Origin of the sequence: Enterobacter sp. HNDS-6 (genome assembly GCF_039850505.1) — a bacterium.
Classification (GTDB): Bacteria; Pseudomonadota; Gammaproteobacteria; order Enterobacterales; family Enterobacteriaceae; genus Enterobacter; species Enterobacter kobei.
This window is the reverse complement of sequence record NZ_CP156673.1, coordinates 1320063-1343971: the sequence shown is the minus strand read 5'-3', so window position 1 is coordinate 1343971 and position 23909 is coordinate 1320063. Positions and strand designations below refer to the sequence as shown.

The window sequence follows — 23909 nt, the reverse complement described above, 5'->3', positions numbered from 1 at the left end:
CACATGAACGTAACAATCGATACAGGCGTCGCGCCCTACAGCGACGCATGGGCTGGCTTTCGCGGTGAAGAATGGAAAAACGCCGTCAACGTGCGCGATTTTATTCAGCATAACTACACCCCTTATGAAGGCGACGAAGCTTTCCTCGCGCAGGCGACGCCAGCAACGACGGCGCTGTGGCAGAAGGTGATGGTCGGCATTCGTCAGGAGAATGCCACCCACGCCCCGGTAGATTTTGATACTAACATTGCCACCACCATTACCGCTCACGGGCCGGGTTATATCGATCAGGATCTGGAGACGATCGTCGGGCTGCAAACCGATAAACCGCTCAAGCGTGCCCTGCATCCGTATGGCGGGATCAACATGATCCGCAGCTCGTTTGAAGCCTATGGCCGCGAGATGGATCCGCAGTTTGAATACCTGTTTACCGACCTGCGTAAAACCCATAACCAGGGCGTGTTTGACGTCTACTCGCCGGAGATGATGCGCTGCCGTAAATCCGGCGTGCTGACCGGTCTGCCGGACGGTTACGGACGCGGGCGCATCATCGGTGACTACCGACGCGTGGCGCTGTACGGCATCACCTATCTGGTGCGCGAGCGTGAGCTGCAGTTTGCGGATCTCCAGCCGAAGCTGGAACGCGGTGACGATCTCGAAGCGACGATCCGCCTGCGTGAAGAGCTGGCGGAGCACAAGCGTGCTTTGCTCCAGATCCAGCAGATGGCGGCGAACTACGGCTTTGATATTGCGCGTCCGGCGATGAACGCGCAGGAAGCGGTGCAGTGGGTCTACTTTGCCTACCTGGCAGCGGTGAAATCCCAGAACGGCGGGGCGATGTCGCTGGGGCGCACGGCGTCGTTCCTTGATATCTACATTGAGCGCGACATGCAGGCCGGACGGCTAAATGAGGTGCAGGCGCAGGAGCTGATCGACCACTTCATCATGAAGATCCGCATGGTCCGCTTCCTGCGCACGCCGGAGTTCGACACGCTCTTCTCGGGCGATCCGATCTGGGCGACGGAAGTGATTGGCGGAATGGGGCTGGACGGCCGCACGCTGGTGACCAAAAACAGCTTCCGCTATTTGCACACCCTGCACACCATGGGGCCTGCGCCTGAGCCCAATCTGACGATCCTCTGGTCTGAACAGCTGCCGATTGCGTTTAAGAAATATGCCGTGCAGGTGTCGATTGTCACCTCCTCACTGCAGTACGAGAACGACGATCTGATGCGAGCCGACTTCAACAGCGACGACTACGCCATTGCCTGCTGTGTCAGCCCGATGGTGATCGGCAAGCAGATGCAGTTCTTTGGCGCCCGCGCCAACCTCGCGAAAACGCTGCTGTACGCCATCAACGGCGGAGTGGATGAGAAGCTGAAGATTCAGGTCGGCCCGAAAACCGCGCCATTGCTGGATGAGGTGCTGGATTATGACACCGTGATGGCCAGCCTCGATCACTTTATGGACTGGCTGGCGGTGCAGTACATCAGCGCGCTGAATCTCATTCACTACATGCACGATAAGTACAGCTACGAAGCCTCACTGATGGCGCTGCATGACCGTGACGTCTATCGCACCATGGCATGCGGCATCGCCGGGCTGTCGGTCGCGGCGGACTCTCTCTCCGCGATTAAATACGCCACGGTGAAACCGGTGCGCGACCACACCGGTCTGGCGGTTGATTTCGTCATCGAAGGTGACTATCCGCAGTACGGCAACAACGACGACCGCGTGGACAGCATCGCCTGCGACCTGGTTGAGCGCTTTATGAAGAAAATTCAGGCGCTGCCGACCTATCGCAATGCGGTGCCGACCCAGTCTATTCTGACCATTACCTCCAACGTGGTTTACGGTCAGAAGACCGGGAATACGCCGGACGGTCGCCGCGGCGGCACGCCGTTTGCCCCTGGCGCGAACCCGATGCATGGCCGTGACAGAAAAGGGGCTGTGGCCTCGCTGACGTCGGTGGCCAAGCTGCCGTTCACCTATGCGAAGGACGGGATCTCCTACACCTTCTCTATCGTGCCGCAGGCGCTGGGCAAAGATGAGCTGGTGCGCAAAACCAACCTGGTGGGGCTGCTGGACGGGTACTTCCACCATGAAGCGGCCATTGAGGGCGGGCAGCACCTGAACGTCAACGTAATGAACCGGGAAATGCTGCTGGACGCCATTGCGCATCCGGAAAATTACCCGAATCTGACCATTCGTGTTTCAGGCTATGCCGTGCGCTTTAATGCCCTGACGCGCGAGCAGCAGCAGGATGTGATATCGAGGACGTTTACTCAATCTATCTAAAAGTGTGTTCACATGCCCCCTCAACGCAGGGGGCACTTTTTTGCCCGCTAAACATACAAAATTGTTTATATAATTACTCATACATATTCATCCGCTCTTGAAAAACAATGTTCCTGCTTTTCCCAATAACAAAATGTAAGGACAGTAAGATGATGAAAATGACCCGTATTGCTTTGATTGCAGCGTCGTTGGCGGTGTGCAGTTTTACCGCGCAGGCCGCGAACGTTGAGGCAGCCCCGTCTCCATCGCAGGATCCGCTGGTACAGCACCTGAAGCTCAGCAATGAGCAGATTAATAAGATTAAAGAGTTGCATCAGCAACTGGAGCAAAACGTCAGCAAGATCCCAATGACGGGCGTGAAGGACGGCGCGCTGATCGACATGTTCCAGGCGGGTAAATGGGACGAAAGCACGGTGAAAAGCCAGCTCTCTGCCTTCAGTAAGATTGAGCAGCAGGCGCGCTACTACCGAGTGAAATATTACTTTGACGTCAGCCAGGTGCTGACGCCGGAGCAGCGTAAGCAGGTCAAAACCGATATGGCTAACGCGCTGGCTGAGTGATTTCCTACCCGCGCACGGCGCGGGTTTTTATTTCTTGATCGTCGTCACTTTCAGAAAAGTTATGCATTTAAAGAATTAAAAAAAGAAATTTTTCCTCCAGTCCTTGAAAATCCTCATAAAACTTGTGACTTTTTTCTCCCTCGCTCCGGATATGATCTTCCCACACCAATAACAAGCACCTGCTGCCCTCTGACTCGCAATCGCTGGCGATCGGAATCTAATAAAAACAACTGTTTACCCTACAAAATAAGCGAGTACCCAATGGATACGGCAACAAACAGCAGTGTGATTGTGAATGATTCCCCTGCGGCAAGGCGGGCGGGAATGAGTGAAAGCGAGTGGCGAGAAGCGATTAAATTCGACAGCACCGACACGGGTTGGGTCATCATGAGTATCGGGATGGCCATCGGCGCGGGGATTGTTTTTCTCCCTGTGCAGGTTGGATTAATGGGATTGTGGGTCTTTTTGCTCTCGTCGATTATTGGTTATCCGGCCATGTATCTGTTCCAGCGTTTGTTTATTAATACGCTGGCGGAGTCTCCGGAATGCAAAGACTACCCAAGCGTAATTAGTGGTTACTTAGGTAAAAACTGGGGCATCCTATTAGGTGCGCTCTATTTCGTGATGCTGGTGATCTGGATGTTTGTTTATTCCACTGCCATCACCAACGACAGCGCATCGTATTTGCATACTTTCGGTGTGACCGACGGGTTGCTGTCTGACAATCCGTTCTACGGTTTATTCCTGATCTGCATTCTGGTCGCCATTTCTTCACGCGGTGAAAAGCTGCTGTTTAAGGTCTCCAGCCTGATGGTGCTGACCAAACTATTCGTGGTTGCCGCGCTGGGGCTGTCGATGATTGGCCTCTGGCATTTAGCCAATGTGGGCATGCTGCCACCGGTGGGTCTGCTGATTAAAAACGCCATTATTACGTTGCCCTTTACCTTAACCTCCATTCTGTTTATTCAGACTTTAAGCCCGATGGTTATCTCGTACCGCTCACGGGAAAAGTCCGTTGAAGTGGCACGACACAAAGCATTGCGGGCAATGAATATCGCTTTTGGCGTACTGTTTGTGACGGTCTTCTTTTACGCTGTCTCTTTCACCCTGGCAATGGGACACGACGAAGCGGTAAAAGCCTACGAGCAGAATATCTCTGCCCTGGCGATCGCGGCGCAATTTATCAGCGGCGACGGTGCGGGCTGGGTCAAAATCGTCAGCGTAATTCTCAATATCTTTGCCGTGATGACGGCGTTCTTCGGCGTCTATCTGGGCTTTCGTGAGGCCACGCAGGGGATCGTCATGAACGTCCTGCGCCGCAAAATGCCAACAGAGAAAATCAATGAAAGCACCGTCCAGCGCGGCATCATGTTATTCGCCATTCTGCTGGCCTGGAGCGCGATTGTCTTAAACGCGCCGGTATTGAGCTTCACCTCCATTTGTAGCCCTATCTTCGGCATGGTGGGCTGCCTGATCCCTGCATGGCTGGTCTATAAAGTGCCAGCACTGCATAAATATAAAGGCGTGTCGCTGGTGATTATTGTTATCACCGGGCTGCTGCTTTGTGTTTCTCCTTTCCTCGCATTCTCCTGAGGGTAATTAAGGTCGTAACGATGTCTGAGCAAACTCATCCTTTATGGAATCAATTTATTCGCGTGGTGCAGGAAGAAGTTAAACCTGCACTGGGGTGCACCGAACCCGTTTCTCTGGCGCTGGCTTGTGCAATTGCCGCAGAGCACCTGTCAGGCGACGTAACACATATTGAGGCGTGGGTATCGCCGAACCTGATGAAGAACGGGCTGGGCGTAACGGTGCCGGGTACCGGAATGGTCGGGTTGCCGATTGCGGCGGCGCTGGGCGCCATCGGTGGTAATGCGCAGGCGGGGCTGGAGGTACTGAAAGATGCCAGCGCGGATGCGCTGGTACGGGCTAAAGCGCTGCTGAATGCCGGTCAGGTGCAGGTGAAACTTCAGGAACCGTGCGAAGAGATTCTCTATTCACGGGCCTGTGTATACGCCGGTGATGCCTCGGCGATGGTGACTATCGCGGGCGGGCATACCCGTGTGGTGGAAGTGGTGTGTCAGGGCGAAACGCGCTTCAGGCTGGACGATCAACAGGCAGAGGCAGGGAGTGACCCCCTGGCGGTGCTGTCAACCACGACGCTTTCGCAGATCCTGGAGTTTGTCGAGCAGGTCCCGTTCGATGCGATCCGGTTTATCCTTGATGCCGGGCGTTTGAACGATGCGCTCTCACGCGAAGGGCTCAGCGGGCAATGGGGGTTGCACATTGGTGCGACGCTCGATAAACAGCGCACCCGCGGATGGATGGCACAGGATCTGGGTTCAGATATTGTTATCCGCACCAGCGCGGCCTCGGATGCCCGCATGGGCGGTGCGACACTGCCAGCGATGAGTAATTCCGGGTCAGGAAACCAGGGGATCACCGCGACTATGCCGGTTGTTGTTGTGGCTGAACACGTTCAGGCTGACGACGAGCGGCTGGCGCGGGCGCTGATGCTTTCACATCTGTCGGCCATTTATATCCACTACCAGCTTCCGCGCTTGTCCGCATTATGTGCAGCAACGACGGCGGCAATGGGCGCAGCGGCAGGTATGGCGTGGCTGATGGACGGAAGCTACAAGACGGTTGCGATGGCAATCGGCAGTATGATCGGGGATGTCAGTGGGATGATCTGTGATGGCGCCTCCAATAGCTGCGCGATGAAAGTCTCCACCAGCGTCAACAGTGCCTGGAAAGCAGTCATGATGGCGCTGGACGATTCTGCCGTAACGGGCAATGAGGGGATTGTGGCGCACGATGTGGAACAGTCTATTTCCAACCTGTGCGCACTGGCGTGCCGCTCGATGCAGGCAACGGATCGGCAGATTATCGAGATTATGGCGAGTAAGGTGTAAAGAATACCCCTCTCCCGTTTGGGAGAGGGGTAAGGTTAATTACACCGGTAAATCAATCAGTAGCGCCCGCAATGCCGTATCGGCCTCCAGGGTAATATTCGCTTCATCACGAATAAACGCCCCGTCACCACAGGTGAGCGCCTCTTTCTCTTCCGTATGCGTTACGGCATGCACCGTACCGTGGATGGACTGTAAATACGCACGCGGTCCATGAAGCTGGAAGCTCGCCTGCTCACCTTTCTTCAGTTCGATATGATGCAGCCATACCTGCTGACGCAGCTGCAGGCTGCCTTTGCTGCCATCAGGCGACGCAATCAGCTGCTGCTTATCGCCCGTTAAATCTACCTTTTGTACCAGCGGATTTTCCCGCTCAGGGCAGGCGTCCAGCCACAACTGCATACGGGTCAGCGTTTTATCTTTGCTGAGGTTATGCTCGCTGTAACTGATGCCCGGCTGTGTGGAAATTAACAACGCTTCGCCAGCCTTTGCCTGGACATGATTGCCCTCGCTATCGCGGTATTCTGCCTCGCCTTCCAGGATCAGGTTCAGGATATCGACTTTCGGGTACGTACGCGGCTGGAAGGACGCGCCAGGGGCGAGCACTTCCTGGTTCAATACGCGTAATGAAGCGTAACCGAGGAGTTTAGGGTCAAAGTAGTGTCCAAAAGAAAAGGTGTAGCGGGCCTGCAGCCAGCCGAAATCGGCTTGTCCGCACTGTTTAGCTGTTCTTGTCGTAATCATAAACTTGACCTCTCTTTACACTAAAACAATGGTAAAGGTATGGACGCTGCATTGTTAGCCAGATATTCTGCCCGGTATGTTCAAATTTCCTGAATGAGAACGAGATGGCTAAAGAGAGAGCATTGACGCTTGAGGCGCTTCGCGTCATGGACGCGATTGACCGGCGCGGCAGTTTTGCGGCAGCCGCTGATGAACTGGGGCGCGTTCCGTCGGCGCTGAGTTACACTATGCAGAAGCTGGAAGAGGAGCTGGACGTGGTGCTGTTTGACCGCTCCGGTCATCGAACAAAATTCACCAACGTGGGCCGAATGCTGCTGGAGCGCGGTCGCGTGTTGCTGGAAGCGGCGGATAAGTTAACGACCGATGCCGAAGCGCTGGCACGCGGTTGGGAAACCCATCTGACGTTAGTGACCGAAGCGCTGGTGCCTACTGAAGCGCTGTTCCCGCTGGTGGACCGTCTGGCTGATAAAGCGAACACGCAGCTGTCGATCATTACCGAAGTGCTGGCAGGCGCGTGGGAGCGCCTGGAGACGGGCAGGGCGGATATCGTTATTGCGCCGGATATGCACTTCCGCTCGTCGTCGGAAATCAACTCGCGCAAGCTCTACAGCGTGATGAACGTTTACGTTGCCGCACCCAATCACCCGATTCACCAGGAGCCAGAGCCGCTCTCTGAGGTGACGCGCGTGAAGTATCGCGGCGTGGCGGTCGCTGATACCGCGCGTGAACGTCCGGTGCTGACGGTGCAGTTGCTGGATAAACAGCCTCGTCTGACGGTCACTTCACTGGAAGACAAACGACAGGCGCTGCTGGCCGGGCTTGGCGTGGCAACCATGCCGTATCCGTTTGTGGAAAAAGATATTGCGGAAGGGCGTCTGCGCGTTGTGAGCCCGGAGTACACCAGCGAAGTGGACATTATTATGGCCTGGCGTCGCGACAGCATGGGCGAAGCCAAATCGTGGTGCCTGCGCGAAATACCCAAACTCTTTGCGCACCACAACAAATAAGCGTGCAGGCCCGGTAAGCGTAAGCGCCACCGGGCAATAATTTACGCAGCGATCTTAGGATCCGGACCAAAGCGGTTTTCGCCCGGCGTACCGGACTGGCAGTTGAAGATCAAAATCACAATCCATCCCACGATCGGGATCAGCAGCAGCAACAGCCACCACGCCGAACGATCGGTATCGTGGAGGCGTCGAAACTGCACGGCCCAGGAAGGCAACAGAATAAATAAGCCGTAAATTGAGGTGAGAACGCCTTCCCCGCTCGCCCACTCCCAGCCCAGAATTTTATCCACGATGCTTAGCACCAGCGCGAAGATGAAGTTCACCAGAATGAACATCCAGTACTCTTTGCGGCGGGCGCGGCCACCAAATCCAATATAGTTGCGCAGTACGTTTAAATACCAGTCCATTTTTCCTTGCCTCAATAATCGGTCAATCACTTGTTTTTTAAGCGATCGAGATAAGGATAGATGGAGATTGTGAATTAAAAAAGGGCATCTGGTGATGCCCTTGATATTTATCCAAAACGCACGTCGCGACCGTGAGGCTCATCCAGATCCTGCCACGGGCCGATGGAGATAATGCCCGTCGGATTAATGGTCTTGTGGCTGCGGAAATAGTGGGTGCGGATATGGTCGAAGTCGACCGTTTCGGCAATGCCCGGCATCTGGTAGATGTCGCGCAGGAAACCATACAGGTTCAGATAGTCACTGATACGATGCTTGTCGCACTTAAAGTGAGTGACATAGACCGGATCAAAGCGCACCAGCGTGGTCCACAGACGAATATCGGCTTCCGTCAGGCGGTCGCCTGTCAGATAGCGATGCTGGCCTAGGATCTGCTCCAGACGCTCCAGCGATTCAAACACTTTCCCGACCGCGTCGTCATAGGCTTCCTGGCTGGTCGCAAACCCGGCTTTATAGACACCGTTGTTGACGTTGTCGTAGATCCAGCTGTTCAGCTCGTCAATTTTATCGCGCAGCTCAACCGGGTAGTAGTCCCCGGCGCGGGCGCCGTGTGCATCAAACGCGGTATTAAACATGCGGATGATTTCCGCAGATTCGTTGCTGACAATCGTCTGGTTTTTCTTGTCCCACAGTACCGGGACAGTAACGCGTCCGGTGTAGTGCGGATCGGCGCGCAAATAAAGCTGGTAGAGGAAATCGTGGTGGTAAAGATCGTCGCCGGTCGCGGCGGGGAAATCACTGTCAAACGTCCAGCCGTTTTCCAGCATCAGCGGGTTGACCACCGAAACCGGAATGAGGGATTCAAGGCCTTTAAGTTTGCGCACAATCAGCGTGCGGTGTGCCCACGGGCAGGCCAGAGAAACATAAAGATGATAACGATCTTTCTCGGCCGCGAAGCCGCCTTCACCGCTCGGGCCAGGTGCGCCATCGGCGGTCAGCCAGTTACGGAAGGCCGAAACAGAGCGCTTAAAGCGTCCTCCGGTGGATTTTGTGTCATACCAGACATCCTGCCAGACGCCGTCTACGAGTTGTCCCATTTTTTCTCCTCCGTCAGATAGCAAAAGCGAGGAGATGTCTCCTCGCTTTGTGTTTATTCAGTATAGCGTGCTTACCACTTCTTATTCAGAAGGCGGTCGATGCTGTATGCGCCCGGGCCAGTGACTGCCAGCAGCAGGAAGCCACCCGCGATGGTCAGGTTTTTCATGAACATCAGAGAGTTCACGCCTTCCGCAAAGTTGCTGTGGAAGATGAACGCTGTCAGCACGGTGAAGCCCGCGGTAAACAGCGCGGTGGTACGGGTCAGGAAACCGAACAGAACCGCCAGACCGCCGCCGAACTCAAGCAGAATGGTCAGAGGCAGCAGGAACCCCGGCACGCCCATGGCTTCCATGTACTGCTGGGTACCCGCATAACCGGTGATTTTTCCCCAACCCGCTACGATAAACAGGATTGGCATCAGAATACGCGCTACCAGTACACCAACATCTTCTAATTTTTTCATTTTACTCTCCAGGAAACCACATCAGCGGCTGAACTTTATTTGTGTGCAATTCCGGGTAGATACCGCGGATATGCTGTCGATGGAGAGGATAATAAACGGGGCGGGTGACAATTGTTAGCAAGGAAAACTGTCAATCTTCTTCAAAGATATTGAGTAAAAACAGGTACGCGCTGGTGCCCTCACCCCAACTCTCTCCCACGGGGAGAGGGCGCAAAAACAAAAAACGGTAACCTGAGTTACCGTTTTGCTTTTACCTCGAAGCCGCCACCCGGCGAGAAGGCTACCTCAACTGCTGCTGACGCAACGTCGCTTTCACCAAACGCCAGGCGCTCCAGGCACCAAAACCGCGGCGTGCCCAGCGGATGAGCATATTTGGATGACGAACCGTCCAGATAGCCATGACGCTACTGCCGACCAGCGCCCATGAACGCAGGCTCAGAAAGGTATTCCAGCCACGGTCAAACCGCCGCGTCGCGTCAATCCAGTCGCGACGGCTGGCAGAAAGATCCAGCCGTTGCTGCTGGATCTGACTTAACAGGTAGGCTTTGCGCTTCTGACGTTCGGCTTTATCGCTCACGGCTTGTCATCCTCCAGCAGGGCGCGATCGTTAGCCAGCTCCTGACGCGTATGGCGCAGGAAAGTCGACTTGCGTGCTTTGCGCAGCGTCCAGATGCCGCCAATCAACGCGGCGACCAGCAAAACGACGGTGGTGGCAATCATCGCGTTGAGTCGATACTGCGGATCAATGGCCCAGATGATTAACACCATCAGGCTCATCAGACCAAACGCGGCGAAGAGCATGGTCAGGCCGAGCATCAGCAGCATCTGGAAGAGATTTGCTTTCTCCTCTTCCAGCTCGACCACTGCCAGCCGGACGCGCGTTTCGGCAATCCCGACCAGCGTGGTTAAAATACGCTGGCCGATGCCGAGGACGTTGTTAGCAGGCCCTTGTGCGTGACGAGGATCTTCCATATCAACGACGCGTCAGAAGAACACCCAGTACCACACCGACGGCGGCACCAATACCTACCCCCGTCCATGGATTATCGCGCACATATTCGTCCGCGCGAGCCGCCGCTTCACGGGTCTGTTTTGCCAGTGCATCACCGGTTTCACCCAGGCGGTAGCGGCTCTCTTTCAGCGCCTGCTCCGCTTTGCTACGCAGCTTGCTCACTTCTTCTTTCGACTTGTCGGCGGAAGAGTTCAACACCTCTTCAAGGGTATCGGCCAGGGATTTCAGTTCAGCGCGCAGATGTTCAGACGTCGTATCTTTTGACATGATTCTCTCCTGTTGAGATTTCCGTTAACTCAATAATCGCGAGCTTCCAGCGCTTTCAGGTCGTCCTGCGCTTCTTTCAACTTCTTCTCGCGCTTAGCAATTTTTTCCGCATCCCCTTTCTCTTTCGCTTCCTGCAGGTCTTGACGGCGCTCGGCTATCTCGTCCTTCTGTTCAGCGATTTTTTTCTGATGATCGGCACGTAGCTTGCTGTCTGTACAGTTTGCTTTCACTTCGCTCAGCGCTTTTTTAAGACCATCAACACGGTGCTGATTGTTATGCTTTTCGGCATAACCGATCTCACGCTGAATATCCTGTTCTTTCTCCTGACAGAGAGAGTTGGCGAAGGTCGCTGTGCTTAAAGAAAAAAGGGCCAGAGCCAGAGTCATGCGGAATTTCATTATCGAAACCTTCCATTGTGTTGCAGCGTAAGCCGCTTTCCAGAATGATGCGGAGTACATTCGAGGGGTGCTCCGCGTACTTAAGCATAGTAAGTAAACGGGGGATTCACCAAAGTGAGTGAAAAGATTCGGAATCCTGGTAATTATCCAAACCGATGCGACGTATCGCGAATCAATGACAGCCACGCCGCTGGCTGGTTGTCATCTTCCTGCTGGGCAATGATATACCCACGCGGCAGCGTACGGTCAAGAACCGCTTTCGCCGCGGCGCTTTGCGTGCGGGAGTCAAACTTGATCAGTAGCACATCGTCTTTCGGCGTAATGCTTTTAAAGCGGATCCCGTTCGCGTCCAGATGATGCCAGACAGAGAAACCGTCGGGCACGCTGGCGCCCTGATTAACCGGACGAATGGCCAGCGTAGATTCCTCATGTGAAAGCGCGCTCCAGGCCAGCAGAAGGGCGCAGAGGAACATCAGTACAATGAATGCACAGGCAGAACGGCGCAGGGCGAGGGGAGAGATAACCATCGTTAACCTCGCGCTCCGTACTTTTTCTTCCACAGAACGACCAGCGAGCCAATCAGGCCGAAGACCAGCAGAACCACTGGAAGCAGCATCAGACAGGACATCAGCTGATCTTCGTATTTCATGAAGACCGGCGTTTTACCCAGCGCATAGCCCAGCGTCGTCAGGATCAGCACCCACAGCAGGCCGCTCATCCAGTTAAAGAACTGGAAGCGCGTGCTGCTCAACCCGGACAGCCCGGCAATGGTGGGCAGCAGGGTGCGCACAAAGGCAATAAAGCGGCCCATCAGCAGTGCGGAAAGCCCGTGCTTATGGAAAAGGTGATGCGCCCGCTGGTGGTAATGCGCCGGCAGATGAGAAAGCCAGTTCTGTACGATCCGGGTATTGCCCAGCCACCTTCCCTGGATATAACTTACCCAGCAGCCGAGGCTGGCCGCGATGGTCAGTAATAAAACGGTTTGCGGGAATGCCATTGCCCCTTTGGCACACAGCACACCGACAAGCACCAGCAAACTGTCACCCGGTAAGAAGGCCGCAGGCAGCAAACCATTCTCCAGGAACAGGATCATAAATAAGACAAAATAGAGCATGCCAATCATGGAAGGGTTGGCCAGCGTTTCAAAATCCTGCGCCCAGAGGGCTTGCAGTAGTTGAGTCAAAAGTTCCATTCAGTGTTCCTGGAAATCGGTTAACGTCACGCCTGTTAGCCGGGACAAACAGTACGGCGACATTGTTGTGATTTCATTATGGTCGCTCGCGGACACATTGCGGTGTGGCCAACACTGTTCCCTGTTAATTGGCTGGTTAGCAAGCACTAACTTACAAAATAACGAAGTGAATCCAATTGTAACAAAGCCCAACGTTCTGCGTCACAGAATTTGCAGGGTGAGGTGATTTTGGCGTAAGCCCTGGAAGTGAGCGAGGGGATTTACAAAGGCTGACACTATATATGTTTTGCTTACCCACTTAAGCCGGAAGGCGCAGCGAAGCGCCTGCCAGCAGAAAGGTCATCTATTTTGCGGCACTGGGTGCCGTATCAAGATGAACCACTGGATTATCAGCAAAAAGATAGCGGTCTGCGTTAAATTCGAAGTCGTCGCTGGTTTCATTGAACAGCATCTGCTTGGTGTTTTCCAGATGTTGCCACATCGCCAGTTTTGCCGCGTGAGGATCTTTACGAATCAGCGCTTTAAGGATTTGATCATGATCGTCACACCAGTTGTCGACGGTGCGGGAATCGATATGATCGTGCAGTTTTTTCCAGTAAGGGTTGTGAACGCGCTGAGTCCACATTTTCTCAACGATTGCCGCCAACGCCGTATTCTGGGTTGCCAGCGCAACCTGAACGTGAAACTGCAGGTCCCACTCAGAATCCCGGAAACATTTTTCTTTGCGGGCGTTCTCCTGGATTTCCATTAACTTCATGATGTCCTGCTTGGTCACCTGCGTCGCGGCAAATTCGGCAATATTGCTTTCGATTAACTGGCGAGCCTGGAGCAGCTCAAACGGACCATAGCTGGCGAATTCCAGACTTTCATCCGTTACCGGAGAGTGTTTAGGCTGATTGGAAATCACATGAATACCGGAGCCTTTGCGGACCTCAACATAGCCTTCCACTTCCAGCATGATAATGGCTTCACGCACGACGGTACGGCTCACGCTTTTTTCATCGGCAATGAAACGCTCGGCGGGAAGTTTATCACCGACAAGATAGACGCCTTGCTCGATGCGATCTTTCAGCTCCGCAGCAAGTTGTTGATATAAACGACGTGGTTCGGTGATGTCCATATGCGCTCCAGGCAGGGTACGGCAGATGATTTGTTATACCACTTCTGCGTGCCACTCTCCAGATTTTGACATGAAAAAAGCCGCTACGGAGCGGCCTTTAATGCCCGGCGGCGCTTCGCTTGCACGGGCCTACGGGTTTTGTAGGCCGGGTAAGGCGAAGCCGCCACCCGGCACAGCGATGCTAACTCTGCGTAGCCGGTTTCCCGAGCGTCTCTTTCTGCAGCTCCTCGGCGGATTTGTTTTTCAGTACCGTCCAGATCACTACCGCACCCATCAGGTCGAAGACGGCCAGCACGGCGAACAGCGGGCTAAAGCCGATGGTGTCTGCCAGGGCACCCACTACCAGCGCAAACAGCGTACTTGCAGTCCATGCCGCCATCCCGGTCAGGCCGTTAGCGGTGGCGACTTCATTACGGCCGAAGACGTCAGACGAGAGCGTAATCAGCGCGCCGGAAAGTGACTGGTGAGCAAAACCGCCAACGCACAGCAGCGCGATAGCCACGTAAGGGCTGGTGAACAGGCCAATCATCCCCGGTCCAATCATCAGCAGCGCGCCCATGGTCACGACCATTTTACGGGAGACAATCAGGTTCACACCAAACCAGCGCTGGAACAGCGGAGGCAGGTAGCCACCCACGATACAGCCCAGATCGGCGAACAGCATCGGCATCCAGGCGAACATCGCGATCTCTTTCAGGTTAAAGCCGTAGACCTTAAACATGAACAGCGGGATCCACGCGTTGAACGTCCCCCAGGCAGGCTCAGCGAGGAAGCGCGGCAGGGCAATACCCCAGAACTGACGGGTGCCCAGGATCTGCCAGACGGACAGTTTCTTGCCGTTGTTGACCTGATGCTGCGCTTCCTGACCGCCAATAATGTATTCGCGTTCTTCTTCGGAGAGTTTTTTCTGGTCGCGCGGATGCTTGTAGAAAATCAGCCACGCCATTGCCCATGCGAAGCTCAGCACGCCTGAGATAATGAACGCCAGCTGCCAGCTGTGCATCACGATAGCCCACACCACCAGCGGCGGTGCAATCATCGCGCCAATCGACGACCCCACGTTGAAGTATCCGACAGCAATGGAACGCTCTTTCGCCGGGAACCATTCGGAGCTGGCTTTCAGCCCTGCCGGGATCATTGCCGCTTCGGCGGCACCTACTGCACCACGCGCCAGCGCGAGCCCGCCCCAGCTGCCTGCCAGCGCCGTTGCGCCACAGAAAATGGCCCAGGTGACGGCGAAGAAGGCATAGCCGATTTTGGTGCCTAAAATATCCAGAACATAGCCAGCAACCGGCTGCATAATGGTATAAGCCGCGGAGTAGGCCGCAATGATGTAGGAATATTGCTGGGTTGAAATGTGCAGCTCTTCCATTAGCGTAGGCGCCGCCGCCGCTATGGTGTTACGCGTCAGGTAGCCCAGCACGGTGCCCAGCGTCACCAGTGCGATCATATACCAACGTAACCCTTTAATTTTACGCATCTAAAACCTCATCGTTATGTTATTTCCGTGCCAGAGCACGGCAACCTCTCAACCGTTTCCGGGAGCAGCTGTGTAACGGGAGGGGCGTAGCCGGAAGGTGTTTCCGGAACGGCCCGAACTTTGCCATCAGTAAGCGTCTTTCAGTCGGTATCCGTACCGTTAAATCCGATGTTTCACACCGGCAATGCATTCCGTCGGCTTATGGTTTGCGACGGCGAAAAGATAACTTGTCATACAACTTTAAAAGGTGAGTGACATCACAAATGTATGATTATTTGTGTGGGCATTCTGCTTTGCGGATGAAGCCAGTACTGGCGCGGGGTGGAGAAGAGTTTACGTCATTCAGGGGGATTTATTTGTTGGCGTTTATTGATCTTACTCACGAAAAAAACGTCTGCCGATGGAAATTGGTGTGATAACTTTGCAGCATATGAACATACGCTTTCTGACGCTCCCGTAATGAGGATGACGATAATGACGCCGTTTATGACCGACGATTTTCTGCTAGATACCGAATTTGCTCGCCGTCTATACCATGACTATGCCAAAGACCAGCCGATTTTCGACTACCACTGCCACTTGCCGCCGCAGCAGGTTGCCGAAAATTACCGTTTCAAAAACCTGTATGACATCTGGCTGAAGGGTGACCACTATAAATGGCGTGCGATGCGCACCAACGGTGTGGCTGAGCGCCTGTGTACCGGCGACGCCAGCGACCGCGAGAAGTTTGACGCCTGGGCCGCGACCGTTCCACACACCATCGGCAACCCGCTCTTTCACTGGACCCATCTGGAACTGCGCCGTCCGTTTGGCATCACCGGAAAACTGCTTTCACCTGCCACTGCGGATGAAATCTGGGACCATTGCAACGAACTGCTGGCGCAGGATAACTTCTCCGCACGCGGTATCATGAAGCAGATGAACGTGAAGATGGTGGGTACCACCGACGATCCCATTGACTCCCTGGAACATCACGCTGTCGTGGCGAAAGATACCTCTTTCGATATTAAAGTGTTGCCAAGCTGGCGCCCGGACAAAGCTTTCAACATCGAACAGGCCACCTTCAACGATTACATGGCGAAGCTGGCCGAGGTGTCCGATACCGATATCCGCCGTTTCGCCGATCTGCAAACCGCGCTGACCAAACGTCTGGATCACTTTGCGGCACATGGCTGTAAAGTCTCTGACCATGCGCTGGACGTGGTGCTGTTTGCGGACGCCAGCGAAGCCGAGCTGGACAGCATTCTGGCGCGTCGTCTCTCGGGTGAAACGCTTAACGAGCACGACGTGGCGCAGTTTAAAACGGCGGTGCTGGTGTTCCTCGGTGCGGAATACGCCCGTCGCGGCTGGGTACAGCAGTACCACATCGGCGCGCTGCGCAACAACAACCAGCGTCAGTTCAAACTGCTCGGTGCTGACGTGGGCTTTGACTCCATCAACGATCGCCCGCTGGCGGAAGAGTTATCTAAACTGCTGAGCAAACAGAACGAACAAAACCTGCTGCCCAAAACCATCCTGTACTGCCTGAACCCGCGCGATAACGAAGTGCTGGGCACCATGATTGGCAACTTCCAGGGCGAAGGGATGCCGGGCAAGATGCAGTTCGGTTCCGGCTGGTGGTTCAACGACCAGAAAGATGGCATGGAGCGTCAGATGACGCAGCTGGCACAGCTTGGCCTGCTGAGCCGCTTTGTCGGCATGCTGACTGACAGCCGCAGCTTCCTGTCCTATACGCGCCATGAATATTTCCGCCGCATTTTGTGCCAGATGATTGGCCGTTGGGTTCACGCAGGCGAAGCGCCAGCCGATATCCAGCTGCTGGGCGACATGGTGAAAAACATCTGCTTTAACAATGCGCGTGACTACTTCGCCATTGAACTGAACTAAGGCCGTCTGAGGTTGATATGCAATACATCAAAATCCATTCGCTGGATAACGTTGCCGTCGCGCTGGCAGATTTAACCGAAGGGACGGAAGTGACCTTCAACAACCAGTCGGTGACGTTACGCCAGGCCGTTGGGCGTGGACACAAGTTTGCCCTGATCCCCATTGCGAAAGGGGAGAACGTGGTGAAGTACGGCTTGCCCATCGGTCATGCACTGGCGGATATTGCGCCGGGTGAATATATTCATTCCCACAACACCCGCACAAATCTGAGCGATCTTGACGAGTACAGCTATCAACCTGATTTTCAGTCGGAAGAAGAGCAGGCGGCGGATCGGGACGTGCAGATCTACCGTCGTGCGAACGGTGAGGTGGGGATCCGCAACGAGCTGTGGATCCTTCCAACCGTCGGCTGCGTGAACGGCATCGCACGCCAGATCCAGACGCGTTTTCTGAAAGAGACACACGATGCCGAGGGTACCGACGGCGTACATCTCTTCAGCCATACCTACGGCTGTTCGCAGCTCGGCGACGACCATATCAACACCCGCACCATGCTGCAAAACATGGTGCGCCACCCTAACGCGGGAGCGGTGCTGGTGATTGGCCTCGGCTGTGAAAACAACCAGGTCGATGCCTTCCGCGACACGCTGGGCGAATTTGACCCGGCGCGCGTTCATTTTATGGTGTGTCAGCACCAGGATGACGAAGTGGAGGCGGGCGTGGAACATCTGCACCAGCTGTACGAGGTGATGCGTCACGATAAACGCCAGCCGGGCAAGCTAAGCGAGCTGAAGTTTGGTCTGGAGTGCGGCGGGTCCGATGGCCTGTCCGGCATCACGGCGAACCCGATGCTGGGCCGCTTCTCGGATTACGTGATCGCTAACGGTGGCACAACGGTGCTGACCGAGGTGCCGGAAATGTTCGGCGCAGAGCGCATTCTGATGAGCCACTGCCGCGACGAAGAGACGTTTGAGAAGACCGTCACCATGGTGAACGACTTCAAACAGTACTTCATCGCCCATAATCAGCCGATTTATGAGAACCCGTCGCCGGGTAACAAAGCCGGCGGGATCACGACGCTTGAAGAGAAATCCCTCGGCTGTACCCAGAAAGCGGGGGCAAGCCAGGTCGTGGACGTCCTGCGTTACGGCGAGCGCCTGAAAACCCACGGTCTGAACCTGCTGAGCGCACCGGGTAACGATGCGGTCGCCACCAGTGCGCTGGCGGGGGCAGGCTGCCACATGGTGCTGTTCAGTACCGGTCGCGGCACGCCGTACGGTGGTTTTGTGCCGACGGTCAAAATCGCGACCAACAGCGAGCTGGCGGCGAAGAAAAAGCACTGGATTGATTTCGACGCAGGCCAGCTGATTCACGGCAAAGCGATGCCGCAGCTGCTTACGGAGTTTGTGGACGCCATCGTGGCGTTTGCCAGCGGCAGACAGACCTGCAATGAGAAGAACGATTTTCGCGAGCTGGCGATCTTTAAGAGTGGTGTGACGCTTTAGGTTGAGTGCGCGCTGGTGCCCTCACCCCGGCCCTCTCCCACGGGGAGAGGGTGAAAACATTAAAAGCGGCAACCAGAGGTTGCCGCTTTGCTGTTAACCTCGCAGAGCGTTCTTCGCTAAACGCGCGTCTTCCGCCTGACAGGCCGCTGCGGTGAACAGCACATCGGTTGAGGAGTTCAGCGCCGTTTCGCAGGAGTCCTGCAATACGCCGATGATAAAGCCGACGGCCACAACCTGCATGGCGATCTCGTTCGGGATACCGAACATGTTACATGCCAGTGGGATCAGCAGCAGCGAGCCACCCGCCACGCCGGACGCGCCACAGGCACACAGAGAAGCCACTACGCTCAGCAGCAGCGCCGTTGGTAGATCGACCGGAACACCTAAGGTATGTACCGCTGCCAGGGTCAGCACGGTGATGGTGATTGCCGCGCCCGCCATGTTCACGGTCGCACCCAGCGGGATCGACACGGAATAGGTATCGCGGTCCAGATTCAGCTTCTCCGCCAGCGCCATGTTAACCGGGATATTTGCCGCAGAGCTGCGGGTGAAGAAGGCATACACCCCGCTCTCACGCAGGCAGGTTAGCACCAGTGGATACGGGTTGCGGCGGATCTGCCAGAACACCAGCAGCGGGTTGATCACCAGCGCCACCAGCAGCATACAGCCGACCAGAACAACCAGCAGCTGCGCGTAGCCCCACAGCGCGTCGAAACCGGTGGTGGCCAGCGTGGAGGAGACCAGCCCGAAAATACCGATTGGCGCAAAACGAATCACCAGTTTCACCATAAAGGTGACGGCATTCGATAAATCGTTGACCAGATTTTTCGTGGTCTCGTTGCCGTGACGCAGCGCGAAGCCCAGACCAATCGCCCAGACCAGGATGCCGATGTAGTTCGCGTTCATCAGCGCCGTGATGGGGTTGGATACCATGCTCATCAGCAGACCGCGCAGCACTTCCACAATGCCGGACGGCGGTGTGATGTCACCGGCCGCGCTGGTCAGGTGCAGCGTAGACGGGAACAGGAAGCTAAATACCACGGCCGTTAAGGCAGCGGAGAAGGTTCCCAGAAGATACAGGAACAGAATAGGGCGAATGTTGGTTTTTTGTCCGTGCTGGTGGTTGGCAATGGAGGCCATGACCAGCATCAGAACCAGAACCGGTGCGACGGCCTTCAGGGCGCCAACAAAGAGGGTGCCGAGAAGCCCGGTGGCTTCTGCAGCGGGTTTTGACACCATTGCCAGCAGAATGCCCAGTACCAACCCGACGAGAATTTGTTTAACGAGGCTGCCCTGCGCCAGGCGCGCGAACAGACCGCTTGATTGTGTGCTCATACGTTATTCCTGAGTGAAATTGCGTTCCATCCTGTATGTGCTCTAAGTCACATTTATGTCCGGATGTAAGTATTTGTTTGCCTGGTTGAGTATCAGGGAAAGCAGGGCAAGGCGGAAGAGTAAAATGCTGGATTTTACGTGTTGCGTCATGTTTTTTAACTATTGGTTAACGGAAATGCCGGGTGGCGCTGAGCTTACCCGGCAAAACGCACTAAACCTGCTGCTTCTTATCGTGCTGGCGGTTAACCCAGGTATTGATAATCAGCGTCACGATCAGAATGCCGAACACCACGCCGAGCGAGATAGCGATCGGGATATGGTAGAAATCGACGATCAGCATCTTGATACCGATGAACACGAGGATCACCGACAGGCCATACTTCAGCATCGAGAAGCGCTCTGCGGCACCTGCCAGCAGGAAGTACATGGCGCGCAGGCCAAGGATCGCGAACAGGTTAGAGGTCAGGACGATGAACGGATCTGTCGTCACCGCAAAGATGGCCGGAATGCTGTCTACGGCGAAAATCACGTCGCTCAGCTCAACCAGAATCAGCACCAGCAGCAGCGGGGTGGCAAACAGCAGACCGTTCTTGCGCACGAAGAAGTGCTCGCTCTCGATCTTATCCGTCATGCGCAGGTGGCTGCGGATCCACTTCACCAGAGGGCGATCGCCAATCGCGGAGCCGTCTTCTTTCGCCAGCGCCATTTTGACACCGGTAAACAGCAGGAACGCGCCGAAGACGTACAGCAGCCATTCGAACTGGGTAATCAGCCAGCTACCGGCGAAGATCATGATCGTACGCAGGATAATCGCACCCAGCACGCCATAGACCAGCACACGGCGCTGCAGCGACGCAGGCACGGCAAAGTAACTGAACAGCATCAGCCAGACGAAGACGTTATCGACCGCGAGGGCTTTTTCAATCAGATAGCCGGTGAGGAAGGCGAGCGCCTGAGGATCGGCCACCGCACGGCCTTCGGTTGAGGCCAGGTACCACCAGAAGGCAGCACAGAAGAGCAGAGAGAGGGTGACCCACACCAGGGACCAGACGGCGGCCTGCTTTATGGACATGCCGTGCTCGCCGCGACGCCCCTGCAAAAAGAGGTCGATCGCCAGCATGATGAGCACGACAACCGCGAATCCGCCCCACAACATTGGAGTGCCGACAGAATGCATACTATTTTCCTTACACATAAAAAACAAAAACGGCTAAGGTCAGAAGACGATAGCCGTTAGCTTTTTATGCATAGACCTCGCCTTCCGGCAAGGTCTCACTTACAACCACGAAGGTTGCCCGGCGACCGGATGCGATTTTGCACGCATCGTAATGACGATCCACCGGCGAAGAAGTTACTCCCCTTTGCAGGTAACAAAATATGTCAGACCATCGGTTTCGTCAATGGTCTGCGCCTTTTCATTACACAGCTTTACGCGATAGCTTCTGCGCCCACGCCGTCTGCCGGGAACACCACGCCGGTCTGACGGCGGATCTCCGTTTGCAGCTTCGCCGTGGTGCGGCTCACCGCGAGGCCCGGGTGATTCACTTCGTTGTCTTCCACGAGACGGGCGAAGACCTCTGCCTCATAGAGCATAGTGTTAATGTGCTGAGGCTGCGTCAGCTCCTGCGCTTTACCGCCGCGCGGCACAAAGCTCACTTTCTGACACTCGGAAATCTTCTCAATCACCAGCGACCCGGCTTCGCCCTGAATTTCGCTCGGCAGCACAGAATCACTGACTTTAGAGTGCTGCAGCGTGACGCTGAAATCGCCGTAATCCAGCACCACGACCCCGTGCGCATCCACACCGCTTTCCAGCAGGCTGGCCGTGGCCGTGACGCCGTGCGGCTCGCCCCACAGCGCGATTGCAGAGGCCAGACAGTAAAAACCGATATCCATAATCGAGCCGTTAGAGAAGGCCGGGTTAAAGGTATTGGGGTTCTCGCCGTCCAGATAACGCTGATAGCGCGACGAGTACTGGCAGTAGTTGATGAAGGCTTTACGCACTTTGCCTATTTTCGGCAGCGACTGCTGCAATAGCAGGAAATTCGGCAGGCTGGCCGTTTTGAACGCTTCGAACAGCACCACCTGGTTTTCGCGGGCAAGCGCGATGGCGGCTTCCACTTCCTGGATATTCGACGCCAGCGGCTTCTCGCAAATCACATGCTTTTTATGGCTGAGAAACAGCTTCGTTTGGGGGAAGTGCAGGGAATTCGGGCTGGCGATATACACCGCGTCTATGGCGTCGCTTTGCGCCATCTCGTCGAGAGAGGTGAAGAGATGCTCGACGAGGTAATCATTCGCAAAACTCTGCGCCTGCTCAAGGCTGCGGGAATAGACTGCGGTGAGTTTAAGTTTGCCGGTTTCGTGGGCGGCGTCGACGAACTGGCGCGTGATCCAGTTCGTTCCAATGACTGCGAAACGTATCATAAACGTTTACGTACTCCGTAGCGGGGAACCTTTAACCACTGTAGCACGTCATCATGACAATTCGCGTGCGTTACTGCGCATTACTCTTTAACGATAAATGCGTCAGCCACAGCCGGGTATCAAACTCCAGCTGGTGGTACTGCGGCTCCATGTGGCAGCACAGGGAATAGAACGCTTTGTCGTGCTCTTTCTCTTTCAGGTGCGCCAGCTCATGGACCACGATCATCCGCAGAAAGGCTTCCGGTGCGTTACGGAAAACCGTCGCCACGCGGATCTCGGCTTTGGCTTTCAGCTTGCCGCCCTGCACGCGGGAGATAGCGGTGTGCAGGCCGAGCGCGTTTTTCAGAACGTGGATTTTGTTGTCGTACATCACCTTGTTGATCGGCGGCGCGCTCTTCAGATACCGGCTTTTTAGATCCTGCGTATACTGCCAGAGGGCTTTATCGGTCGTGAAATCGTGCGTACCGGGGTAGCGTTTTTCCAGCACCGCGCCCAGCTTCTGCTCGGCAATCAGGCTGCGAACCTGAGAAAGTAAATGCTCCGGGTAGCCCTGGAGATAAGTAAGTTGGTTCATCAACGCCCCAAATCGACAATAAAACGGGTATACTCACGCACCCTTTTCAGGGATACGCCAAATTTTACCATTCAGGAGGGCCGATGAGCCACTTAGACAACGGTTTCCGTTCACTCAACCTTAAACGTTTCCCGGAAACGGACGACGTTAACCCGCTTCAGGCGTGGGAAGCGGCGGATGAGTATCTGCTGCAGCAGTTGGATGATACCGAAATCCTCGGGCCGGTTCTGATCCTGAATGATGCATTCGGCGCGCTGGGCTGCGCCCTGGCGGAGCACAAACCTTACAGCATCGGCGATTCTTACTTAAGCGAGCTGGCGACGCGTGAAAACCTGCGCCATAACGAAATCGACGAATCCAGCGTGAAGTTCCTCGACAGCACCGCGGAGTACCCGCAGGCGCCGGGTGTAGTGCTGATCAAAGTGCCAAAAACCATGGCGCTGCTGGAGCAGCAGCTGCGCGCGCTGCGAAAAGTCGTCACGCCAGAAACCCGTATTATCGCGGGTGCCAAGGCACGCGATATCCACACGTCGACGCTGGAGCTGTTCGAGAAAGTCCTCGGTCCAACCACCACTACGCTTGCCTGGAAAAAAGCGCGCCTGATCAACTGTACGTTTAGCGCACCGGAGCTGGCCGACGCGCCAGAGACGCTGAGCTGGAAGCTGGAAGGCACCGACTGGACCATCCACAACCATGCAAACGTCTTCTCCCGTACCGGCCTGGATATCGGCGCACGCTTCTTTATGGAACATCTGCCGGAAAATCTGGAAGGGGAGATCGTCGACCTGGGCTGCGGGAACGGTGTGATTGGCCTGACGCTGCTGGCGAAAAACCCGGACGCCAGCGTGGTGTTTAGCGACGAATCGCCAATGGCGGTGGCCTCCAGCCGTCTGAACGTGGAAACTAACCTGCCAGAGGCGCTGGATCGCTGCGAGTTTATGATCAACAACGCGCTCTCCGGCGTGGAGCCGTTCCGCTTCAACGCCGTGTTCTGTAACCCGCCGTTCCATCAGAAGCATGCCCTGACGGATAACGTCGCCTGGGAGATGTTCCACCACGCGCGCCGCTGTCTGAAAATCAACGGCGAGCTGTACATCGTGGCGAACCGCCACCTGGACTACTTCCACAAGCTGAAGAAAATTTTCGGCAACTGCGTCACCATCGCGACGAACAACAAGTTTGTGGTGCTGAAGGCGGTGAAGCTGGGGCGTCGTCGTTAAGGTTGT

General features: G+C 55.4%; 24 protein-coding genes. 8 read left to right on the top strand and 16 right to left on the bottom strand.

Annotated features, from left to right (window positions below; all coding sequences use genetic code 11):
- Window positions 1-3: 3 nt before the first annotated feature.
- The 4 genes from pflB to ABFI50_RS06200 all read left to right on the top strand — a co-directional run bounded on the left by pflB (window position 4) and on the right by ABFI50_RS06200 (window position 5773).
- Window positions 4-2298: a formate C-acetyltransferase gene (pflB, locus tag ABFI50_RS06215; RefSeq protein ID WP_347485625.1), complete on the top strand. Its 2295-nt coding sequence runs from the start codon at window positions 4-6 to the stop codon at window positions 2296-2298.
- A 149-nt stretch (window positions 2299-2447) separates the two neighbouring features.
- Window positions 2448-2858 (top strand): Spy/CpxP family protein refolding chaperone, encoded by a 411-nt coding sequence (locus ABFI50_RS06210; RefSeq protein WP_023338812.1) that lies wholly within the window; start codon window positions 2448-2450, stop codon window positions 2856-2858.
- A 261-nt stretch (window positions 2859-3119) separates the two neighbouring features.
- Entirely contained in the window at window positions 3120-4451 is a 1332-nt protein-coding gene (locus ABFI50_RS06205) for an amino acid permease (protein ID WP_014885337.1), read from the top strand.
- A gap of 20 nt (window positions 4452-4471) precedes the next feature.
- Window positions 4472-5773, top strand: a complete 1302-nt coding sequence (locus tag ABFI50_RS06200; protein ID WP_176260245.1) for a serine dehydratase subunit alpha family protein — start codon at window positions 4472-4474, stop codon at window positions 5771-5773.
- A gap of 39 nt (window positions 5774-5812) precedes the next feature.
- On the opposite strand, the gene ABFI50_RS06195 is transcribed toward ABFI50_RS06200, so the two are convergent.
- Window positions 5813-6514 carry a pirin family protein gene (locus ABFI50_RS06195; RefSeq protein WP_014885335.1) on the bottom strand — a complete coding sequence of 234 codons (702 nt, stop codon included), beginning with the start codon at window positions 6512-6514 and terminating at the stop codon, window positions 5813-5815.
- A 104-nt stretch (window positions 6515-6618) separates the two neighbouring features.
- Here ABFI50_RS06195 and ABFI50_RS06190 point away from each other — a divergent pair, with 104 nt between their 5' ends.
- Window positions 6619-7521 carry a LysR family transcriptional regulator gene (locus ABFI50_RS06190; RefSeq protein WP_014885334.1) on the top strand — a complete coding sequence of 301 codons (903 nt, stop codon included), beginning with the start codon at window positions 6619-6621 and terminating at the stop codon, window positions 7519-7521.
- Between the two features lie 41 nt (window positions 7522-7562).
- Here the strand turns inward: ABFI50_RS06190 and ABFI50_RS06185 are convergent, their stop codons facing one another.
- From ABFI50_RS06185 to ABFI50_RS06135, 11 genes are all read right to left on the bottom strand, one after another.
- On the bottom strand, window positions 7563-7928 hold the full coding sequence (locus ABFI50_RS06185; RefSeq protein ID WP_014885333.1) for a DUF805 domain-containing protein: 366 nt from the start codon (window positions 7926-7928) through the stop codon (window positions 7563-7565).
- A gap of 107 nt (window positions 7929-8035) precedes the next feature.
- A complete protein-coding gene (locus ABFI50_RS06180) occupies window positions 8036-9022 on the bottom strand; it encodes a glutathione S-transferase family protein (protein ID WP_014885332.1) in 987 nt (328 codons plus the stop codon).
- 71 nt (window positions 9023-9093) lie between these two features.
- On the bottom strand, window positions 9094-9486 hold the full coding sequence (locus ABFI50_RS06175) for a DoxX family protein (RefSeq protein ID WP_014885331.1): 393 nt from the start codon (window positions 9484-9486) through the stop codon (window positions 9094-9096).
- A 280-nt stretch (window positions 9487-9766) separates the two neighbouring features.
- A complete protein-coding gene (locus ABFI50_RS06170) occupies window positions 9767-10063 on the bottom strand; it encodes a YqjK-like family protein (protein ID WP_014885330.1) in 297 nt (98 codons plus the stop codon).
- On the bottom strand, window positions 10060-10458 hold the full coding sequence (locus tag ABFI50_RS06165) for a phage holin family protein (protein ID WP_014885329.1): 399 nt from the start codon (window positions 10456-10458) through the stop codon (window positions 10060-10062). The genes ABFI50_RS06170 and ABFI50_RS06165 overlap by 4 nt, the downstream gene beginning before the upstream one ends.
- Before the next feature lies 1 nt (window position 10459).
- Window positions 10460-10765 carry a YqjD family protein gene (locus ABFI50_RS06160; protein ID WP_008503141.1) on the bottom strand — a complete coding sequence of 102 codons (306 nt, stop codon included), beginning with the start codon at window positions 10763-10765 and terminating at the stop codon, window positions 10460-10462.
- Window positions 10766-10794: 29 nt separating this feature from the next.
- Complete coding sequence (locus ABFI50_RS06155) at window positions 10795-11163, bottom strand: DUF1090 domain-containing protein (protein ID WP_014885328.1); 369 nt, start codon at window positions 11161-11163, stop codon at window positions 10795-10797.
- Between the two features lie 143 nt (window positions 11164-11306).
- Window positions 11307-11690 (bottom strand): EnvZ/OmpR regulon moderator MzrA, encoded by a 384-nt coding sequence (gene mzrA / locus ABFI50_RS06150; protein ID WP_014885327.1) that lies wholly within the window; start codon window positions 11688-11690, stop codon window positions 11307-11309.
- 2 nt (window positions 11691-11692) lie between these two features.
- Window positions 11693-12355 (bottom strand): DedA family general envelope maintenance protein YqjA, encoded by a 663-nt coding sequence (gene yqjA, locus ABFI50_RS06145; protein WP_014885326.1) that lies wholly within the window; start codon window positions 12353-12355, stop codon window positions 11693-11695.
- A 343-nt stretch (window positions 12356-12698) separates the two neighbouring features.
- Entirely contained in the window at window positions 12699-13475 is a 777-nt protein-coding gene (gene exuR, locus ABFI50_RS06140) for a transcriptional regulator ExuR (RefSeq protein WP_014885325.1), read from the bottom strand.
- A 181-nt stretch (window positions 13476-13656) separates the two neighbouring features.
- Entirely contained in the window at window positions 13657-14955 is a 1299-nt protein-coding gene (locus ABFI50_RS06135) for an MFS transporter (protein WP_023331362.1), read from the bottom strand.
- Window positions 14956-15429: 474 nt separating this feature from the next.
- Here ABFI50_RS06135 and uxaC point away from each other — a divergent pair, with 474 nt between their 5' ends.
- On the top strand, window positions 15430-16842 hold the full coding sequence (uxaC, locus tag ABFI50_RS06130) for a glucuronate isomerase (protein ID WP_347485620.1): 1413 nt from the start codon (window positions 15430-15432) through the stop codon (window positions 16840-16842).
- Window positions 16843-16859: 17 nt separating this feature from the next.
- Entirely contained in the window at window positions 16860-18347 is a 1488-nt protein-coding gene (locus tag ABFI50_RS06125; protein ID WP_023337835.1) for an altronate dehydratase family protein, read from the top strand.
- A 93-nt stretch (window positions 18348-18440) separates the two neighbouring features.
- On the opposite strand, the gene sstT is transcribed toward ABFI50_RS06125, so the two are convergent.
- The 4 genes from sstT to ABFI50_RS06105 form a co-directional block, all read right to left on the bottom strand.
- A complete protein-coding gene (gene sstT / locus ABFI50_RS06120) occupies window positions 18441-19682 on the bottom strand; it encodes a serine/threonine transporter SstT (RefSeq protein ID WP_023331360.1) in 1242 nt (413 codons plus the stop codon).
- A 211-nt stretch (window positions 19683-19893) separates the two neighbouring features.
- Window positions 19894-20859: a TerC family protein gene (locus ABFI50_RS06115; protein ID WP_045281421.1), complete on the bottom strand. Its 966-nt coding sequence runs from the start codon at window positions 20857-20859 to the stop codon at window positions 19894-19896.
- A gap of 251 nt (window positions 20860-21110) precedes the next feature.
- Window positions 21111-22109 carry a Gfo/Idh/MocA family oxidoreductase gene (locus tag ABFI50_RS06110; protein WP_014885319.1) on the bottom strand — a complete coding sequence of 333 codons (999 nt, stop codon included), beginning with the start codon at window positions 22107-22109 and terminating at the stop codon, window positions 21111-21113.
- Between the two features lie 70 nt (window positions 22110-22179).
- Window positions 22180-22683, bottom strand: a complete 504-nt coding sequence (locus ABFI50_RS06105; protein WP_014885318.1) for a M48 family metallopeptidase — start codon at window positions 22681-22683, stop codon at window positions 22180-22182.
- 83 nt (window positions 22684-22766) lie between these two features.
- Between ABFI50_RS06105 and rlmG the strand changes: the two genes are divergently transcribed.
- Window positions 22767-23903, top strand: a complete 1137-nt coding sequence (rlmG, locus tag ABFI50_RS06100) for a 23S rRNA (guanine(1835)-N(2))-methyltransferase RlmG (RefSeq protein ID WP_014885317.1) — start codon at window positions 22767-22769, stop codon at window positions 23901-23903.
- The last annotated feature ends 6 nt before the right edge of the window (window positions 23904-23909 follow it).

Excerpts from the sequence above, each read along its gene's own strand:
- ABFI50_RS06105 (WP_014885318.1), bottom strand. The coding sequence starts at position 22,683 with ATGAACCAACTTACTTATCTCCAGGGCTACCCGGAGCATTTACTTTCT.
- mzrA (WP_014885327.1), bottom strand. The coding sequence starts at position 11,690 with ATGGTTATCTCTCCCCTCGCCCTGCGCCGTTCTGCCTGTGCATTCATT.
- pflB (WP_347485625.1), top strand. The coding sequence starts at position 4 with ATGAACGTAACAATCGATACAGGCGTCGCGCCCTACAGCGACGCATGG.
- ABFI50_RS06190 (WP_014885334.1), top strand. The coding sequence starts at position 6,619 with ATGGCTAAAGAGAGAGCATTGACGCTTGAGGCGCTTCGCGTCATGGAC.
- ABFI50_RS06200 (WP_176260245.1), top strand. The coding sequence starts at position 4,472 with ATGTCTGAGCAAACTCATCCTTTATGGAATCAATTTATTCGCGTGGTG.
- ABFI50_RS06185 (WP_014885333.1), bottom strand. The coding sequence starts at position 7,928 with ATGGACTGGTATTTAAACGTACTGCGCAACTATATTGGATTTGGTGGC.
- ABFI50_RS06205 (WP_014885337.1), top strand. The coding sequence starts at position 3,120 with ATGGATACGGCAACAAACAGCAGTGTGATTGTGAATGATTCCCCTGCG.
- ABFI50_RS06180 (WP_014885332.1), bottom strand. The coding sequence starts at position 9,022 with ATGGGACAACTCGTAGACGGCGTCTGGCAGGATGTCTGGTATGACACA.
- exuR (WP_014885325.1), bottom strand. The coding sequence starts at position 13,475 with ATGGACATCACCGAACCACGTCGTTTATATCAACAACTTGCTGCGGAG.
- ABFI50_RS06160 (WP_008503141.1), bottom strand. The coding sequence starts at position 10,765 with ATGTCAAAAGATACGACGTCTGAACATCTGCGCGCTGAACTGAAATCC.
- ABFI50_RS06175 (WP_014885331.1), bottom strand. The coding sequence starts at position 9,486 with ATGAAAAAATTAGAAGATGTTGGTGTACTGGTAGCGCGTATTCTGATG.
- ABFI50_RS06125 (WP_023337835.1), top strand. The coding sequence starts at position 16,860 with ATGCAATACATCAAAATCCATTCGCTGGATAACGTTGCCGTCGCGCTG.
- yqjA (WP_014885326.1), bottom strand. The coding sequence starts at position 12,355 with ATGGAACTTTTGACTCAACTACTGCAAGCCCTCTGGGCGCAGGATTTT.
- ABFI50_RS06155 (WP_014885328.1), bottom strand. The coding sequence starts at position 11,163 with ATGAAATTCCGCATGACTCTGGCTCTGGCCCTTTTTTCTTTAAGCACA.
- ABFI50_RS06210 (WP_023338812.1), top strand. The coding sequence starts at position 2,448 with ATGATGAAAATGACCCGTATTGCTTTGATTGCAGCGTCGTTGGCGGTG.
- uxaC (WP_347485620.1), top strand. The coding sequence starts at position 15,430 with ATGACGCCGTTTATGACCGACGATTTTCTGCTAGATACCGAATTTGCT.
- ABFI50_RS06135 (WP_023331362.1), bottom strand. The coding sequence starts at position 14,955 with ATGCGTAAAATTAAAGGGTTACGTTGGTATATGATCGCACTGGTGACG.
- rlmG (WP_014885317.1), top strand. The coding sequence starts at position 22,767 with ATGAGCCACTTAGACAACGGTTTCCGTTCACTCAACCTTAAACGTTTC.
- sstT (WP_023331360.1), bottom strand. The coding sequence starts at position 19,682 with ATGAGCACACAATCAAGCGGTCTGTTCGCGCGCCTGGCGCAGGGCAGC.
- ABFI50_RS06165 (WP_014885329.1), bottom strand. The coding sequence starts at position 10,458 with ATGGAAGATCCTCGTCACGCACAAGGGCCTGCTAACAACGTCCTCGGC.
- ABFI50_RS06115 (WP_045281421.1), bottom strand. The coding sequence starts at position 20,859 with ATGCATTCTGTCGGCACTCCAATGTTGTGGGGCGGATTCGCGGTTGTC.
- ABFI50_RS06195 (WP_014885335.1), bottom strand. The coding sequence starts at position 6,514 with ATGATTACGACAAGAACAGCTAAACAGTGCGGACAAGCCGATTTCGGC.
- ABFI50_RS06110 (WP_014885319.1), bottom strand. The coding sequence starts at position 22,109 with ATGATACGTTTCGCAGTCATTGGAACGAACTGGATCACGCGCCAGTTC.